The organism is Tateyamaria pelophila, assembly GCF_019966495.1.
Classification (GTDB): Bacteria; Pseudomonadota; Alphaproteobacteria; order Rhodobacterales; family Rhodobacteraceae; genus Tateyamaria; species Tateyamaria pelophila.
Window position 1 is genome coordinate 1 of sequence record NZ_JAIMIA010000015.1, and the last position, 15,958, is coordinate 15,958.

Annotated in this window: 14 protein-coding genes; 10 read left to right on the forward strand and 4 right to left on the reverse strand. The window is 58.8% G+C overall.

Annotated features, from left to right (window positions below):
- From LC354_RS07110 to LC354_RS07135, 6 genes are all read left to right on the forward strand, one after another.
- Window positions 1-398 (forward strand): FAD-binding domain-containing protein (locus LC354_RS07110; protein WP_223422409.1); only part of this gene is annotated, 398 nt, incomplete at its 5' end.
- Window positions 398-550, forward strand: coding sequence for a DUF2256 domain-containing protein (locus LC354_RS07115; protein ID WP_223422411.1), 153 nt, complete (start codon window positions 398-400; stop codon window positions 548-550). The genes LC354_RS07110 and LC354_RS07115, both read left to right, overlap by 1 nt.
- A 174-nt stretch (window positions 551-724) precedes the next feature.
- Window positions 725-2,878 (forward strand): malate synthase G, encoded by a 2,154-nt coding sequence (locus LC354_RS07120; protein WP_223422412.1) that lies wholly within the window; start codon window positions 725-727, stop codon window positions 2,876-2,878.
- Between the two features lie 96 nt (window positions 2,879-2,974).
- Complete coding sequence (locus tag LC354_RS07125; RefSeq protein ID WP_223422414.1) at window positions 2,975-3,400, forward strand: GlcG/HbpS family heme-binding protein; 426 nt, start codon at window positions 2,975-2,977, stop codon at window positions 3,398-3,400.
- A gap of 109 nt (window positions 3,401-3,509) precedes the next feature.
- Complete coding sequence (locus LC354_RS07130; protein WP_223422416.1) at window positions 3,510-4,289, forward strand: gamma-glutamyl-gamma-aminobutyrate hydrolase family protein; 780 nt, start codon at window positions 3,510-3,512, stop codon at window positions 4,287-4,289.
- A 45-nt stretch (window positions 4,290-4,334) separates the two neighbouring features.
- Entirely contained in the window at window positions 4,335-4,925 is a 591-nt protein-coding gene (locus LC354_RS07135) for an REP-associated tyrosine transposase (RefSeq protein ID WP_223422418.1), read from the forward strand.
- 221 nt (window positions 4,926-5,146) lie between these two features.
- Here the strand turns inward: LC354_RS07135 and LC354_RS07140 are convergent, their stop codons facing one another.
- On the reverse strand, window positions 5,147-5,908 hold the full coding sequence (locus LC354_RS07140) for an SDR family NAD(P)-dependent oxidoreductase (RefSeq protein WP_223422419.1): 762 nt from the start codon (window positions 5,906-5,908) through the stop codon (window positions 5,147-5,149).
- Window positions 5,909-6,081: 173 nt separating this feature from the next.
- On the opposite strand from LC354_RS07140, the gene LC354_RS07145 reads away from it, so the two are divergent.
- The 4 genes from LC354_RS07145 to LC354_RS07160 all read left to right on the forward strand — a co-directional run bounded on the left by LC354_RS07145 (window position 6,082) and on the right by LC354_RS07160 (window position 11,761).
- Complete coding sequence (locus tag LC354_RS07145) at window positions 6,082-6,534, forward strand: methyltransferase family protein (RefSeq protein WP_223422421.1); 453 nt, start codon at window positions 6,082-6,084, stop codon at window positions 6,532-6,534.
- Window positions 6,535-6,675: 141 nt separating this feature from the next.
- Complete coding sequence (locus LC354_RS07150; RefSeq protein WP_223422422.1) at window positions 6,676-8,250, forward strand: Re/Si-specific NAD(P)(+) transhydrogenase subunit alpha; 1,575 nt, start codon at window positions 6,676-6,678, stop codon at window positions 8,248-8,250.
- 15 nt (window positions 8,251-8,265) lie between these two features.
- Entirely contained in the window at window positions 8,266-9,762 is a 1,497-nt protein-coding gene (locus tag LC354_RS07155; RefSeq protein WP_223422424.1) for an NAD(P)(+) transhydrogenase (Re/Si-specific) subunit beta, read from the forward strand.
- Between the two features lie 715 nt (window positions 9,763-10,477).
- On the forward strand, window positions 10,478-11,761 hold the full coding sequence (locus LC354_RS07160; protein ID WP_223422426.1) for a DUF3422 family protein: 1,284 nt from the start codon (window positions 10,478-10,480) through the stop codon (window positions 11,759-11,761).
- Window positions 11,762-11,930: 169 nt separating this feature from the next.
- On the opposite strand, the gene LC354_RS07165 is transcribed toward LC354_RS07160, so the two are convergent.
- From LC354_RS07165 to LC354_RS07175, 3 genes are all read right to left on the reverse strand, one after another.
- The gene (locus LC354_RS07165) at window positions 11,931-12,902 is read right to left on the reverse strand and encodes an ABC transporter permease (RefSeq protein WP_223422428.1); all 972 of its coding nucleotides are present in this window, start codon (window positions 12,900-12,902) and stop codon (window positions 11,931-11,933) included.
- Window positions 12,895-13,902, reverse strand: a complete 1,008-nt coding sequence (locus LC354_RS07170) for an ABC transporter permease (RefSeq protein WP_223422429.1) — start codon at window positions 13,900-13,902, stop codon at window positions 12,895-12,897. The genes LC354_RS07165 and LC354_RS07170 overlap by 8 nt, the downstream gene beginning before the upstream one ends.
- Before the next feature lie 108 nt (window positions 13,903-14,010).
- Window positions 14,011-15,714 (reverse strand): peptide ABC transporter substrate-binding protein, encoded by a 1,704-nt coding sequence (locus LC354_RS07175; protein ID WP_223422431.1) that lies wholly within the window; start codon window positions 15,712-15,714, stop codon window positions 14,011-14,013.
- Window positions 15,715-15,958: the final 244 nt, after the last annotated feature.

The following is a 15,958-nucleotide window of genomic DNA, read 5'->3' on the forward strand; positions in this document are numbered from 1 at the left end:
AGACGATGTCATCAAGCAGTACCTGGAATTACATTCCGACAAATGATGCCTCCGGCGTCAGCCGGTGGTCCTTCACTCGAACATGGGTGCCGGAGCTGTCCGATGTGCCGGATGAATATTTGCAGGAGCCTTGGCGCTGGGCCGGGGCAGGGCAGGTGCTCGATCGCACCTATCCCGCGCCTATCGTGGATGTGGCGTCTGCTGCGCGCGCGGCGCGGGACAAGGTTTGGGCCGTCCGTCGGGGCGGCGCGTTCAGAGCGGAAGCGGCGGACGTGATCAAACAACACGCCAGCCGCAAGGACCGACAAGGATATTTTGTGAATGATCGCGCGCCTAAGACCCGTAAGGCGGGCGTCTCGCCCGCCCGCGACGAGCGCCAGCTGGGATTCGATTTCTGATGGGGCGCATGCGCAAGAAAGTCGATTTGCCGTTCAAGATGTGCTCGGTCTGCGACCGCCCCTTTGTCTGGCGCAAGAAGTGGGAAAAGGTCTGGGACGACGTGAAATACTGTTCTGATCGATGCAGACGTGCGGCAAGGTCGGCGCGGTAAGCACGGCGCACCGGGGTGCGCCTTACGGGCGCGGGTCCAAGCCGTTGACCATTGTTTGCGCAACCAAAAGAGATTTTCCCGGATTTGGTAATATTTTTGGACCAATGCTGTTTACGATAGGAAACAAGCGTTCTAGGTATGCCGCCGCATGCAAATGGAAGGCAGAGATCGAACATGACCGCTTATGTCGAACGTGACGGGTTGCAGGTGGCACCTACGCTGGCGAATTTTGTTGAAACACAGGCCTTGCCGGAAACCGGTGTTTCAGCCGCTGATTTCTGGACTGGCTTTTCGGCCATCGTGCATGATCTTGGCCCCAAAAACCGGGTGCTACTGGCCAAACGTGCTGATCTGCAAGCGAAGATCGATGCCTGGCATGTGGCCCGTCGCGGCACATCGCATGATGCCTCGGCCTATACCGCCTTTCTCAGAGAGATCGGGTATCTGCTGCCTGAAGGTCCTGATTTCGAAATCGATACAGCCAATGTGGATTCGGAGATCGCTGCGATCCCCGGCCCGCAGTTGGTTGTGCCGATCACCAACGCGCGCTTTGCCCTGAATGCCGCGAATGCGCGCTGGGGTAGCCTTTACGACGCGCTCTACGGCACCGACGCCATGGGAAGCGCTGCGCCGAAGGGCGGATATGACAAAGGCCGGGGCGCGCGCGTTGTGGCGCGGGCGCGTGTTTTCCTCGACGAGGCGTTTCCGCTGGTGGATCTCAGCCATGCGGATGCGCGGCGGTATCATATCCGCAAGGGCGCGCTGCATGTTGATGACCAACCGTTGCTTCAGCCGGAGAAATTCATTGGCTACACTGGCCATCCGAGGGCCCCTGCAAGCGTCATGCTACGCAATAACGGGCTGCATGTTGAACTGGTGTTCGATCGCACCCACGTAATCGGGAGCCGTGATCAGGCGGGGCTGGCAGATGTTCAGATCGAAAGCGCGGTTTCGGTTATTATGGACTGCGAAGATTCGGTCGCCTGTGTCGATGCGGAAGACAAGGTCGTGGCCTATTCCAACTGGCTCGGCTTGATGAAACGTGATTTGGCGGAGAGCTTTGAAAAAGACGGGCGCACGATGACACGCCGTCTGCACGACGATCGCAAAATTACCGGCCCGGACGGCAAGGCGGAAATCGCGCAAAAAGGCCGCGCCCTGATGCTGGTGCGCAATGTCGGGCATCTGATGACCACCCCCGCAATTCTGGATCGGGATGGCAACGAAGTCTTCGAAGGCCTGATGGATGCGATGATCACCAGCCTGATCGCGATGCATGACCTGAAGGCCGATGGCGGCAATTCGGTGACCGGGTCGGTGTATGTGGTCAAACCCAAAATGCACGGCCCTGAAGAGGTCTCCTTTACCGACGAGACATTCGCCCGGGTCGAACAGGTGCTTGGCTTGCCAAAGCACACGATCAAGATCGGGATCATGGACGAGGAACGGCGCACGACCGTGAATCTCAAGGAATGTATCCGCGCTGCGAAAAGCCGGGTGGCGTTCATCAATACCGGTTTTCTGGATCGCACGGGGGATGAAATTCACACCTCCATGGAGGCGGGCGCGTTCAGCCGCAAGGATTTCATCAAGCGCAAGAGCTGGATCACGGCCTACGAAGACCAGAATGTCGATATCGGCCTTGAGTGCGGCTTGCAGGGACGCGCGCAGATTGGCAAGGGCATGTGGGCGATGCCGGATCTGATGGCCGCCATGTTGGAACAGAAGATCGAACACCCCAAGGCGGGGGCCAATTGCGCCTGGGTGCCGAGCCCAACCGCGGCCACCTTGCATGCGCTGCACTATCACCGCGTTGATGTCTTTGCGGTGCAGGACAAGCTGAAGAAAGGCGGGCGTCGCGCCTATGTCGACACCGTGCTGAACATTCCGCTCGCCGAATACCAGAAATGGACGGACGCGCAGAAAATCCGCGAAGTCGAGAACAACGCTCAGGGGATACTGGGATATGTGGTGCGCTGGATTGATCAGGGCGTCGGTTGTTCGAAAGTGCCGGACCTGAACGATGTGGGGCTGATGGAAGATCGCGCCACGTGTCGGATTTCTGCCCAGCATATTGCCAATTGGCTGCACCATGGCGTTGTGGACGCGCAGGACGTGATGGGCATCATGCGCAAAATGGCAGAGGTTGTTGACGCGCAAAATGCGTTTGACCCGTCCTATCGCGCCATGGCCCCGGAATTTGACGGGATAGCGTTTCAGGCGGCCTGCGATCTCGTATTCAAGGGGCGGACCCAGCCATCGGGCTACACCGAGCCTGTTTTGCACGCGCGTCGGTTGGAATTCAAAGCGGCCCGTCCTGCGGGTTGACAGGTCGGGACCGAGGGGCCTGCCCCTCGGACTCCCCGGGATTTTATGGAACAGAGAAGGGACGCGATTGGCGTCTTGGATGAAGGGAATGCGGCGATGGCGATAACATTGGAACAGGCGCGGATAATCGTAGCGCAGGCTTTGGCCAAGGGCCGTGAGTTGGATTTGAAACCGCTGTCGGTGATCGTGCTGGATGCCGGCGGCCATTGCAAGGCCTTCGAGCGTGAGGACGGCGCATCGCCGGGCCGTTTCGGGATCGCGCAGGGCAAGGCCTATGGGTCGGTCATGCTGGGCCTGGCCGGCACCGCTCAGCAGGCACGCGCCGAGCAGCAGGCCTATTTTCTGGCTGCGATGAACGGTGTTTTTGGCGGGCAGGTCGTTCCGGTTCCCGGCGGTGTGCTGGTGCGTGACGCGAGTGGTGCGATCGTAGGCGCCGTTGGCGTGACGGGTGACACCTCTGACAAGGATGCGATCGCGGCTGTTGCAGGGATTGAAGCGGCGGGACTTACGGCTGAAATTTAAGCGAACGTTTTGTTCTGGCTTTGCGCACAGGAACCTGCGCGCTGGACAGACTGTTCAGAGCGCTTTTGGGGGGGTATGACTGTGCGAAGTGTAACGTCTGAGGTAGCGCATGGCCCGTCCGATCATCGGTATTATCTCCAACCATCACATCATCAATGATACCTACTGCGTTCAGGCGGCAGGGTTGATCAACATCTCCGCTGTCGCGGATGTGGCCGAAGGCCTGCCGATGCTCGTACCTGCGGAGCCGGAGATGGTGCGGATCGCCGATCTGTTGGAGCAGTGTGCGGGTTTTGTCTTTACTGGTGGTCGCGCCAATGTTCATCCTGAGGAATATGGCGAAGAGCCGACCGCAGCCCATGGGGATTTCGATCGCAACCGGGATCGGATCACGCTGCCTTTGATCCGCGCTCTGGTGGAAAGGGGCCAGCCGTTTTTGGGCATTTGCCGGGGTTTCCAAGAGGTCAACGTGGCGATGGGCGGATCGCTCTATCCGGAGATTCGCGACTTGCCGGGCCGGGACAATCATCGGATGCCACCCGACGGCACGTTAGAAGAAAAGTTTGCTTTGCGCCATGACGTGACGTTCACCGAGGACGGCGTGTTTCATCAGTTGATGGGACGCCAATCGGTACCGACGAATACGCTGCATGGTCAGGGGATCAAGACAGCAGGAGCGCGCATCGTTGTGGATGGTCATGCCCCGGATGGCACGCCGGAGGCGATTTATGTGGACGGAGCACCCGGTTTCACGTTGTCGGTTCAGTGGCATCCCGAGTGGAACGCGAAATGCGATCCTGTGTCGCGGCCGTTGTTCGAAGCCTTCGGCGCGGCCTGTCGCGACTGGGCCGATGGGGCGCGCGTCCGGCCTGCGCTGCGCAGTGCGTAACGGCTGATATATATCGGGCCGCCTGGTCTTAAACAGCAGTTAACCTTGATCCGCCTAACATCGCGTATGCCAAGTTATACCCGATCATCTCGTGCGGGCGGGACATTCTTTTTCACCGTGAGACTGGCGGACCATCGGTCCGATCTGTTGGTGCGAAAGGTGGATGTGCTGCGTTACGTGACGCGTCAGACCCGTGACCGGTTGCCCTTCGAGATCAATGAAACCGTTGTGTTGCCCAATGTGATATATGCGATTTGGACACTGCCCGCCGGAGATTCTGATTTTTCGGCCCGGTGGCGGATGTTGAAATCCCTGTTTTCGCGGAATGTCCCTGCGTCGGAGGTTACGGCGGGTCTGTCGCTGCGTCCGGGCGAAAAGGGCGTCTGGCAACGTCGCTTCTGGGAGCACATGATCCGGGATAAAGATGATTTTGCAGCCCACAGGCACATGATCCACAGCGCGCCGGTTCAAGCGGGTCTGGTCAACCGGATGAGCGACTGGCCATGGTCGTCTGTGCATCGCGCGATTGCACGCGGTGAGGTACCTGCAGTGGCGAAGGTTGGGGATGGGTACCATCCGCTGCCGCCGGGATGGCGCACCGAGGGTGCGCCTTACGGGTCGGCGATGCGGTCGTAGGGGTGATGTCATGGATCGGGCGGATGGACCGGGCGGCAGTTTGGGCGCGCTTTGAAATCGGGGCTTGCTGCAAAGCTGGCCGTAGCCTGCACGTCATTCCGGACCTTAAGGTCTTGCCTTGAAAAGTTTTTCACCGTCACAACAGCGCGATACTCTATGCGGCGCAGCACTGCCGCAGCGACAGGCCCGTAAGGCGGAGGCATCCTCCGCCCTGCGGTGCTCTATACGGTTTGCCCACCCGAGATTTGGATGCACTGGCCGTTGATACTCTGGGATCCCGGACCCACCAGCCACAGGGCGGCGGCGGCGACCTCTTCGACCTCCAACAGCCGTTTGTGCCGATTTGCTTCGATCATGACTTGTCTGGCCGCGTCTGCCGTCATCCCGGTGCGCGCAGCAATTGCCGCTTCGTTTCGGGTCACAATCGGGGTGTCGACATAGCCGGGGCAGAGGGCGTTGAACGTATAGGGCTGCCCCATGTAGTCCTCGCTCAGCGACCGGATCAGACCGATCAAACCGTGTTTGGAGGCCGCATAGGCCGCTGCCCCCGGCAAGCCGCGCAGTCCCGCGATCGAAGAGACGCCAATGACACGCCCCCAATCCGTTTGCCGCATGCTCCCCAGGGATTCGCGAATGGTCAGAAAGGCTCCGTCCAGATTTGTCGCCATCATGTCGCGCCAGAAACTCATGTCTGTCTTGTGCAGGCTGCGCCCTTCTGCGATGCCCGCATTGGCCACGCAGATCTGTACGGGCCCTCGCGCCGCGACAGCCGCGGCGATCACATCGCATACCGACCGTTCATCACGGACATCCATGGCAGCGCCAAACAACCCGTCGCCCGCAACCGTGTCCAGAACCTCCTGCCTGCGTCCGGTGATCGTAACATGCGCCCCCTGCGCCGCCAGAGCCTGCGCGATGGCGAGACCAATGCCGGTGCCGCCACCGGTGACCAATGCGTGTTTGCCTGCGAGTGTCGATGTCATGATGCGCTTCCCTCGTTCTCATTGCCTGCGCGTCAGCATGGGTTGGGAGTGCTCAAGGATCAACCGCGATGATCAAATTGACGGCGCAGGTTGTTGTGCTCGTATGTCTTGCCGTTGACACAGTCAGGTTTTTCTCGTCACCATGCGGTGATAAATGACTGTTCGGTCTCTCGATGAAAAATATCCTTGATACCCCGCCTGTTTGGCTCATTCTGGCGATTATCGTGGCTTGGTGGCAGGCGAGGTTCGCATCCTTCGGACTGAGTCTGGCGTCTGGCGTGACGGATTTGCTTTCGGGTCTGTTGATTGGCGCAGGTATCGTGTTGATCGCCCTGGCCGCGATGGAATTTCGCAAAACCCGTACTACCATAATGCCGCATCAGACCCCGGGGCAGTTGATTACCAAGGGGATTTTTTCGCGAAGCCGGAATCCGATTTATCTGGGCGACACTCTGATCCTTATTGGGGTGATCCTTCGGTTTGATGCGGTGCTGTCGCTGGTTCTGGTGCCGGTATTTGTCTGGTGGATCGAGCGGCATTTCATCATTCCGGAAGAAGACCGAATGCGCCGGGTCTTTCGGGCTGAATTCGCCCGCTATGAGAAAAAAGTTCGCCGGTGGGTGTGAACTATTGTGGCATTTTCACGATGATGCGGCGCAGCTTCTTGTAAATTCAGCATCGCGAATGTAGTGGACATGACGGGTTGTGCGTTATGTTACCTGACTGGTCAGCTGTTCAAGACTGTTTAAGACGGGGGATTTGTTCCTATGAAGATCGGAACACCAAAAGAGACATTTGCCGGAGAGAGCCGCGTCGCCATGACGCCGGACAGTGCACTGGCGTTGCAGAAACTGGGTCACGAATGCCTGATCGAGGCCGGTGCCGGTCTTGCGGCGGGGTTTGACGACGCGGCCTTTGAGGCGGCAGGTGTCGAAGTGGTGAAAACCGCGGCGGCCCTTTGGAAGGCGGCCGATATCGTGGCGAAGGTGCGCGTGCCCGACGAGACCGAGTTGAAGCGGCTGCGCGCGGATCAGACATTGATCTCGTTCTTCAGCCCCGTTGCGGACGAAGCCAAGATGCAAGCCGCCGCCAAGAAGGGCGCGACAGTCATCGCGATGGAAATGATCCCGCGCATCAGCCGCGCACAAAAGATGGATGCATTGTCGTCCATGGCCAATATCGCGGGATACCGTGCTGTCATCGAGGCGGGCAACAATTTCGGCCGGTTCTTTACTGGTCAGATTACGGCGGCGGGCAAGGTGCCCCCAGCCAAGGTATTGGTCGTGGGCGCTGGCGTTGCCGGACTTGCGGCGATCGGGACGTCCACATCTTTGGGCGCGATCACTTACGCCTTTGACGTTCGTCCCGAAGTGGCCGAACAGGTTGAATCCATGGGTGCCGAGTTCGTCTATCTCGACTTTGAGGAAGAACAGCAAGACGGTGCGAGCACCGGTGGCTACGCCTCCGTGTCCTCGCCGGAATTCCGCGAGGCACAGCTGGCCAAGTTCCGCGAACTGGCCCCCGAGGTTGATATCGTCATCACCACGGCCCTGATCCCGAACCGCGAAGCGCCCGAGCTTTGGACCGAAGACATGGTGAAGTCCATGAAGCCGGGTTCTGTCATCGTGGATCTGGCGGCTGAAAAGGGTGGCAACTGCAAGCTGACCGTCATGGACGAGAAAATCGTGACCGAAAATGGTGTGACCATCATCGGTTATACCGATTTCCCGAGCCGCATGGCCACGCAGGCATCGACACTTTATGCGACAAACATCCGGCATCTGATGACGGATCTGACGCCTGAAAAAGACGGTGTTGTGAACCACAACATGGAAGACGATGTGATCCGCGGCGCGACCATCGCACATGGCAAGGAAGTGACTTTCCCACCACCACCACCCAAAGTGGCCGCGATTGCGGCAGCGCCCAAGAAGGAAACGCCCAAGGAGCTGACCGCCGAAGAAAAGCGGGCCAAGGAAGTGGCGGACTTCAAGCAGCAGACCAAGACGCAAATCGGACTGTTGGCCATCGGCGGCGGCTTGCTTCTGGCTGTCGGCCTTGTCGCGCCTGCGAGCTTCATGCAGCACTTCATCGTGTTCATTTTGTCGGTCTTTATCGGCTTCCAGGTGATCTGGAATGTGGCCCACTCGCTGCACACGCCGTTGATGGCGGTCACGAACGCGATCTCGTCGATCATCATTCTGGGTGCTGTGATTCAGATCGGGTCCAGCTCGATGCTGATCACGCTTCTGGCTGCGCTCGCGATCTTTATGGCCTCGGTGAATATTTTCGGCGGCTTCCTCGTGACACGGCGCATGCTCGCCATGTTCCAGAAATCTTAAGGCGGGAGCGGACACATGGAATACGGATTTACAATTGCGGCCTACGCGGTCGCGGCCGTCCTCTTCATCCTGAGCCTTGGTGGACTGAGCGGACAGGAAAGCGCCAAACGCGCTGTGTGGTACGGCATTGTCGGCATGGCGATTGCGGTGCTGGCAACGTTGATCGGACCCGGTCAGGGACTGGGCTTTGCCTCGGTCATCCTGATCGCGATGGGCGCGGCTGTGGGCTACCAGCTGGCCACCAAGGTCCAGATGACCCAAATGCCCGAGCTGGTGGCCATCATGCACTCGCTGGTGGGCCTCGCGGCGGTCTTTGTCGGCTTCAACGCCGATATCATGATCAACAGCATGAGCAGCCTGTTTGCGGCCAACGGCCTTGTCCTGGGCGCGGTTGCCGAAAATGGCTATTCGGCCATCGGATTGCCCAAGGAAATCAACGACGGGCTGTCGTCCTTCGGCCAACTGATCGCCAAAAAAACGTCGGTTGAAATCAATATTCTCAAGGTCGAACTTGTGTTGGGCATCTGGATCGGTGCGGTCACCTTTACCGGCTCCGTCATTGCCTACGGAAAACTGGCTGGCAAGGTGGATTCCTCGGCGACCAAGCTGCCCGGCGGGCATCTGCTCAACGCGGGTGCTGCGGGTCTGTCGTTGCTGTTGACCATCATGTATCTGGGGGGATCCGGCAGCTGGACGCTGGTCGTGCTGACGTTGCTGGCCCTGTTCATCGGCTATCACCTGATCATGGGCATCGGCGGGGCGGATATGCCTGTCGTGGTGTCGATGCTGAACTCCTATTCGGGCTGGGCTGCGGCCGCGATCGGCTTCTCACTGGGCAACGATCTTTTGATCGTCGTTGGTGCGCTGGTTGGTTCTTCGGGTGCGATCCTCAGCTACATCATGTGTAAAGCGATGAACCGGTCCTTTGTGTCGGTCATCCTGGGTGGCTTCGGCGGCCCCGCAGGCGAGCAGATGGCGGTCGAGGGTGAGCAGATCGCGATCGACGCTGACGGTGTTGCCACGGCTTTGAACGAGGCAGACAGCGTCGTCATCATCCCCGGTTACGGTATGGCCGTGGCCCAGGCCCAGCAGGGTGTAGCCGAGCTGACCCGCAAGCTGCGGGCGCAGGGCAAGACCGTGCGTTTTGCCATTCACCCCGTCGCGGGCCGTTTGCCCGGCCACATGAACGTGTTGCTGGCCGAAGCGAAAGTGCCTTACGACATCGTGCTGGAAATGGACGAGATCAACGACGACTTCCCGGACACGGATGTGGCCATCGTCATCGGGTCCAACGACATCGTGAACCCGGCGGCGCAGGACGATCCAAACTCGCCCATCGCTGGCATGCCGGTGTTGGAGTGCTGGAAGGCCAAGCAGGTGTTCGTATCCAAGCGCGGGCAGGGGACAGGTTATTCCGGTATCGAGAACCCGCTGTTCTTCAAGGACAACACGCGGATGTTCTATGGAGATGCGAAGGCGTCTATCGACAAGCTGTTGCCGATGATCGACTGATCCGTTCAGAGTCACAGCGAAATGCAAAATGGGCGTGGGGTCAATCCCGCGCCCTTTTTCCTTGTCCGGCGAGCGCAGGCCTACGAGAACATCGCGTCACCCGGCGCTACACGGGCCAGACCTTGGAATGCGCGGGCAACGTCTTGATCGGCAAAGGATCTCCATTAGCCCACCCAAAGTGGTCTTTGGCGAAGCGTTGCTCTACTGCGTCCGAGGATTCCGCGACCGCATCCGCCCAAGGGATCATCCTGCGCAATACCGCGCGACATATTCCTGAACCGCCAACATGATGATCTGTCTGAAACCCGGTTGCATGCCAGCCATGGCCCAGGTGTTACAAAGGAGGTCAACCAAACCAGTCACTGCACGCAATTTGTCCAGAGACAGCTTAGGCTGCGGCCTTGCAGATGCATTTTCCAATTCATCAACTTCGTCCCGTGCGATGCGCAAGGTTCTGTGAGTGTCCGATGACCTTCGACGCAGGCGGCGCAACTCCGGCTTTACAAAACACCAGTATTTTGAACCTATTTACATCCAGTTGCTGAATTTCATACGTTTGCAGCGTCGCGGAACCGAAACACGGGATGATCCTAGAGACGTGGATAAAATCGTTTGGTATGCGATCGTATTCATATAAATCATTGAAATGATGGCAAAATAAATTTTGCTTTACGGGCGCATTGGGTTAACTGTGCCTAAACTTATTGGAGCAGACATGGCCCCCATCGAAGATCATCCGCTGCGTTACAAATTGGCAAACGAGCTGCACGCGCGGCCGTTTCCGTCGATGGTCGCGCCAAGCGAAGCGGCCTATGTCGCATTCAAGCAGCCCGAAATGGCTGCCAATCGCGACCGGGGTGCCGATATCGAACATCTGTACAAGCTGCTCGATCGCCATGGTGCCCCGCATCCCCAACCCGGTGCCACCCATTACTACGGTCAGATCGGCCGCCACTGGTTGAAATGGGAACAACATACGGAATTTGTGACTTACACGATCTTTTCTGAAGGCGTACAGGACCGCCCGTTTGACCCTCGGGCCTTTGACCCCTTTCCGCAGGACTGGCTGGAAGAGGCACCGGGCCAACGGATCACATCGGTTCTCTTGCGGATCGAAGAGCGCCCGGACGACGCGATCGTGCGCGCAAACCTGGGTGATTGGTTTGTGCCCGAAAGTCTCGCCGTGAGCGTTGTGTTAGACAATGCGGCGATCATGGCGGGTGATTTTCGGATCGACCCCAATGGCCACATGCGGTTCGCCGTGTTCGCCTCTGATACGATCAGCGAGCGGCGGGTGGGCCGGATCGTTCAGCGTCTCTGCGAGATTGAGACATATAAATCCATGTCCATGCTCGGCTTTGCTCGTGTGCGCAGCATGGGGGCGCAACTTGCCGAACTGGACACCCGGTTGACCGAACTGGTTGGTGCGATGTCAGCACCGGCTTCCAAGGCGGAAGAAACCTTGCAGGCTCTCCTGGCGATTTCGGCAGAATTTGAAACCCTTTCGGCGCGGTCTTCGTTTCGTTTTGCCGCGACCTCGGCGTATGAGGCATTGGTGAACCAGAGGATCGAGTCGCTGCGTGAGGAACGATACGATGGCCGTCAGAGCTTTGCCGAGTTCATGATGCGCCGCTATCAACCTGCGATGCGCACCGTGAAATCGGCGCAGGATCGCCTTGATGCGATGTCAAGTCGGGGGGTGCGTGCTGCGGACCTGTTGCGGACCCGGGTGGATGTCGAACGTTCGGCGCAGAACCAGTTCCTCTTGGCAAGCATGGACAAACGGTCGGATCTGCAATTGCGGTTGCAGCGCACGGTTGAAGGATTGTCCGTTGTGGCGATCAGCTACTACGCTGTCTCCCTCGTCGCATACCTGCTGTACCCTCTCAGCGAGGCGTTGGGGCTGTCCAAAGGAATGCTGACCGCCCTGGTGACCTTGCCCGTTGTGGCGGCTGTCTGGTGGATGGTGCGCCGTTTGCGTCAGGCTGTCGAAAAGTAACGGATCGCTATGGCGTAACAATGGGTACGCCTTACGGGGCTGTTTGAGCCGTTTGCATCTTTCCAGTAAGGCGGAGGCATCCTCCGCCCTTTTTGGACGTTGTCTTCTCCGAGCACTTGCCCCGTGTCGGCAGAGCGGAAGCTGGGCGGACCTTCCCCCGACGGTGGTATCAGCGCCCTCGGATACGCGGATCCAAAGCGTCGCGCAGCCCGTCGCCGAGGTAGTTCACGCCCAGCACCGTCAGCGAAATCAGGATCCCCGGAAGAACAACCCGTTCAGGATATTGCTCCATCCGTTGTACCGCATCTGCGAGCAATTTGCCCCATGTAGGGAAGTCCGACGGGAAACCCACTCCAAGGAAGCTCAGAGCGCTTTCCGTGATGATCGCGGTGGCGAGGCCAAGCGTGGCGGATACCATGATCGGCGAGACCACATTGGGCAGCAGGTGACGTCGGATGATCTTGCCTGGTGTCGTCCCGATGGAGCGCGCGGCCAGGATGAATTCCCGCTCCTTCAGCGCCAGAATGTCACCGCGCACGATCCGTGCCGTTTGCATCCAGCTGGTCAGGCCCACGACGCTGACGATCAGGATGAACATCCCGCCTTCGGGTCCAAAGCTGGCCCTGAGCGGTTCGCGGAACAGCGTGACGGCGACCAGCAACAGCGGCAAAATTGGCAGCGAGAGCACCAGATCGGTGAGGCGCATCAGCCAGAAATCAGCCTTCTTGAAATAGCCTGCCACGACGCCCACGCCAGTGCCGATCACAAGGGCCAGGATCATCGCGGCCCAGCCAACAGCCATCGAAGCCCGCCCGCCAGCGATCAGGTTCGCGAGAATATCACGACCGAGGTTATCGGTGCCAAGGGGCCGGAACCAGCCAACCTTGGCGTTGCCGTCCCATAGCGCCACGTAAATAGGCCGCATGTCCCGGTTGCGGATATCCAGCGCCTGAGGGTCGACTTGCCAGATATAGGGTCCGAAGATCACCGCAAGCGTGATGAAAATCAGGAATCCGCCACCGAAGAGCGCACCCTTGTGATGTTTGAGCTGTTCCCAAACATCGATCCACTGTGACCGGGGCGGTTTGGAAGGCTCTTTGTCCTTGAGAGCGGCCAGGGGATCTGTGGCTTGATCAGTCATAGCGGATCCTTGGGTCGAGGACGCCATAGAGGACGTCAGCAATCAGGTTGAAGAGCACGATCAGGATCGCAAAGATGAACGTCAGCGTCATCACCATGGGGATGTCATTGGCAAACAGGGCCGTCAGCAGCAGCTGTCCGATCCCGTTCACCTTGAAAACGTTCTCGGTGATGATCGCGCCGCCAAAGATTGCCGGAACACCCAGCGCGATAACGGTGATTACCGGGATCATCGAGTTGCGCAGCACATGCACCATGACCACCACGCCCTCACGCAAGCCTTTGGCGCGCGCGGTGCGCACGTAGTCCTGTCCGAGGTTGTCGAGCATCGACGAGCGCATGTACCGGCTCAGCTGGGCGGTGGTCTGCAAGGCAAGCACCATGACGGGCATGATCATCTGAAAGAACTGCAATTTGAACGTGGCCCAATCGGTGACGACAAGGGTCGTGTCGTAAATTGACGGCAACCACCCCAGCTGCACGGAAAACAGCACGATCAGCAGCGGTCCTGTAAAAAAGGGGGGGATCGAAAAGCCGATCATCGTGATGAATGTGCCGGTCTGATCAAAAACTGAATACTGTCTGTAGGCGGAATAAATGCCGATGGGCAGGGCGATCAGAATGCCCACGATGTAAGACAGGCCAACCACCCACAGGGTTTGCGGCATACGCTGCACGACGATGTCCATGACGGGGCTGCGGGTCTGCCAGGAGATGACGCGCTGTTTGCCTTCGGCAAACGTCGTCCCGAACCAATGGTCAAAAAGAACCTGCGGTTCGATCCAGAAGAACTGCACCATCCACTTGTAATATTGCACATGCAGCGGCTGGCCGAGGCCAAGCGCTTCGCGCATTTTCTGCTTCACTTCCGGGGGGACGGTCAGTGGGACCTGAGCCATAGGGTCGCCCGGTGCCAACTGAAGCAGGAGAAAAATGACAAGGCTGATGAACAAAAGCGTCGGGATCGAAAGGATCAACCGGCGGATTGTGAAAGTCAGCATAGAAGGCCAATCCTTATAAGATGGTCTTTGGTGTTCGATAAGAAGAGCGGGCGGCGTGCGCTGGCACGCCGCCCGCCCGTTAGGCGGAGGTGTCCTCCGCCCTGTTGCTTAGTTGATGCGGTACCAGTCGGCTACATTCCACAACTCACTGTCCCAGACGTTCAACTTGACGCCGCCCAGATCGTTGACATGGGCAGACACCCGTCCGCGGTGCACGAGCGGGACGATGGTATAGGTGTCTTTGGTCAGCATGTTGTTCATCTTGATCGCGATTTCGGCGCGTTTTTCGATGTCACCGGTCCGGGCCAGTTCGTCGATCAGGGCGTCGTATTCCGGATCACAGAAACGGTTGATGTTCTCACCCTGCCACTGGCTTTCTGGCCTTGGCTCGTTGCCACAACGATAGGCCGCCAGATATTGCTGGGGATCCGTTCCGTTGAACGTGTTGGCGTACATTTCCACATCAGCATAGAACTTCTGGAACGTGTCCGGCGAGCCGGGGTCACCACCAAAGAAGACCGACGCATCGAGGTTGCGCAATTCGGTTTCAACACCGATCTCTTCCCACCAGGCCTTGATCAGCGCCTGAAAATCCTGGCGGACGGCGTTGGTCGATGTCTGGTAGAGCACGGACAGTTCCATGCCGTCTTTCTCACGGACACCATCACCGTCGCTGTCGGTCCAGCCGGCTTCTTCCAGCAGAGCCTTGGCACCTTCGATGTCCTGCGTTGCGCAGTGCATGTCGCCAGAGGCAAACATGGCTGGTGCCGGGACCAGATCACAAGTGACCTTGCCCGCCTGACCGTAACCAACTTCGACCAGAAGAGGGCGGTCAATGGCCATCGACAGCGCTTTGCGCACGCGGATGTCTGACAGGAACGGGTGCGGCTCAGCCACTGTCGCCCGTGTTTCCGGCGGCAGATCCGGTGATGGGTTGGTCATGTTCATCTCGATGCGCTCGACCAGCGGACCAAAGCCGGCGATGGCCTTGCCCTTACCAGCCGACTCCATCCGTGCGATGACGTCAGGTGCCAGCTGCAGGTTCCAGGCATAGTCGAATTCACCTGTTTCCAGAACCGAACGGCCAGCCGCCGCGGCATCGCCGCCACCTTTGAACGTCACCTTGGCAAAGGCTGGTTTGGCCGGATCGCGGTAGTTCGGGTTTGCCGAATACTGGATCACGTCATTGGGGCGGAAATCGTCCACGACGAACGGGCCGGTGCCAATGGGGTTGAAGTTTGCCTCTGTGCACTCGGGCGCTTTGGCGCCGAGGCAATCCGCGAACTGGGCCGCCTGAATGATCGGAGACTGGCCGCCAACGAAGGGGCCATACGGGTTGGGCTTGGGTTGATTGAAGGTCACTTTGACGGTCAGGTCGTCAATCGCTTCCACGTTCTCGACACCGTCAAAGAAAGCCGCCTGCGCACAACCGCCTTCGGGGTGCATACAGTATTCCGCAGTGAATTTCACGTCGGCAGAGGTCACGGGCGTGCCGTCGGACCACATCATGCCGGGTGCGATTTTCCATGTGATGGTGGTCAGATCCTCGCTTACACCGCCATTACCGACCGTTGGGATTTCCGACGCCAGAAACGGAACCATTTCGCCCATTTCATTGTAGCGCGCCAGAGGTTCAACGACCAAAGAGGCCGCCTCGATATCCTTGGTACCACCGGACAGATAGGGGTTCAGAATCGAGGGGGCTTGCCAATAGATGATGCTGACTTCGCCGTCGGCTCCGCGTTCGGCGAAGGCCGCCGGCGCGAGCGCGGCTGTCGCCACAGCACCCATAAGTAGGGTTTTCAATGTCATGTCATACTCCTTGTTGGACGCCGGCTTGGGGGCCGGTGCCGATCGTGCGCCGCATTTCCTGCGATCGCGAGTTGTTGCCTGGAAGGCGTAGGCGCAGTATACCATGTCATTTACGCTATGGCCGTTTATTTCGCACACGCTCCCCAAGCGGATGTTTCCATCGAAACAGAACTTGCTGAAAATGCAAGCCTCGCCAGTGTTAATTGTCAATTAATTCTGTTGCAGGGTTTGACAGTGCTGCAAC

Coding starts and splice junctions, on each gene's coding strand:
- LC354_RS07115 (WP_223422411.1), top strand. CDS start 398: ATGGGGCGCATGCGCAAGAAAGTCGATTTGCCGTTCAAGATGTGCTCG.
- LC354_RS07120 (WP_223422412.1), top strand. CDS start 725: ATGACCGCTTATGTCGAACGTGACGGGTTGCAGGTGGCACCTACGCTG.
- LC354_RS07125 (WP_223422414.1), top strand. CDS start 2,975: ATGGCGATAACATTGGAACAGGCGCGGATAATCGTAGCGCAGGCTTTG.
- LC354_RS07130 (WP_223422416.1), top strand. CDS start 3,510: ATGGCCCGTCCGATCATCGGTATTATCTCCAACCATCACATCATCAAT.
- LC354_RS07140 (WP_223422419.1), bottom strand. CDS start 5,908: ATGACATCGACACTCGCAGGCAAACACGCATTGGTCACCGGTGGCGGC.
- LC354_RS07145 (WP_223422421.1), top strand. CDS start 6,082: ATGAAAAATATCCTTGATACCCCGCCTGTTTGGCTCATTCTGGCGATT.
- LC354_RS07150 (WP_223422422.1), top strand. CDS start 6,676: ATGAAGATCGGAACACCAAAAGAGACATTTGCCGGAGAGAGCCGCGTC.
- LC354_RS07155 (WP_223422424.1), top strand. CDS start 8,266: ATGGAATACGGATTTACAATTGCGGCCTACGCGGTCGCGGCCGTCCTC.
- LC354_RS07160 (WP_223422426.1), top strand. CDS start 10,478: ATGGCCCCCATCGAAGATCATCCGCTGCGTTACAAATTGGCAAACGAG.
- LC354_RS07165 (WP_223422428.1), bottom strand. CDS start 12,902: ATGACTGATCAAGCCACAGATCCCCTGGCCGCTCTCAAGGACAAAGAG.
- LC354_RS07170 (WP_223422429.1), bottom strand. CDS start 13,902: ATGCTGACTTTCACAATCCGCCGGTTGATCCTTTCGATCCCGACGCTT.
- LC354_RS07175 (WP_223422431.1), bottom strand. CDS start 15,714: ATGACATTGAAAACCCTACTTATGGGTGCTGTGGCGACAGCCGCGCTC.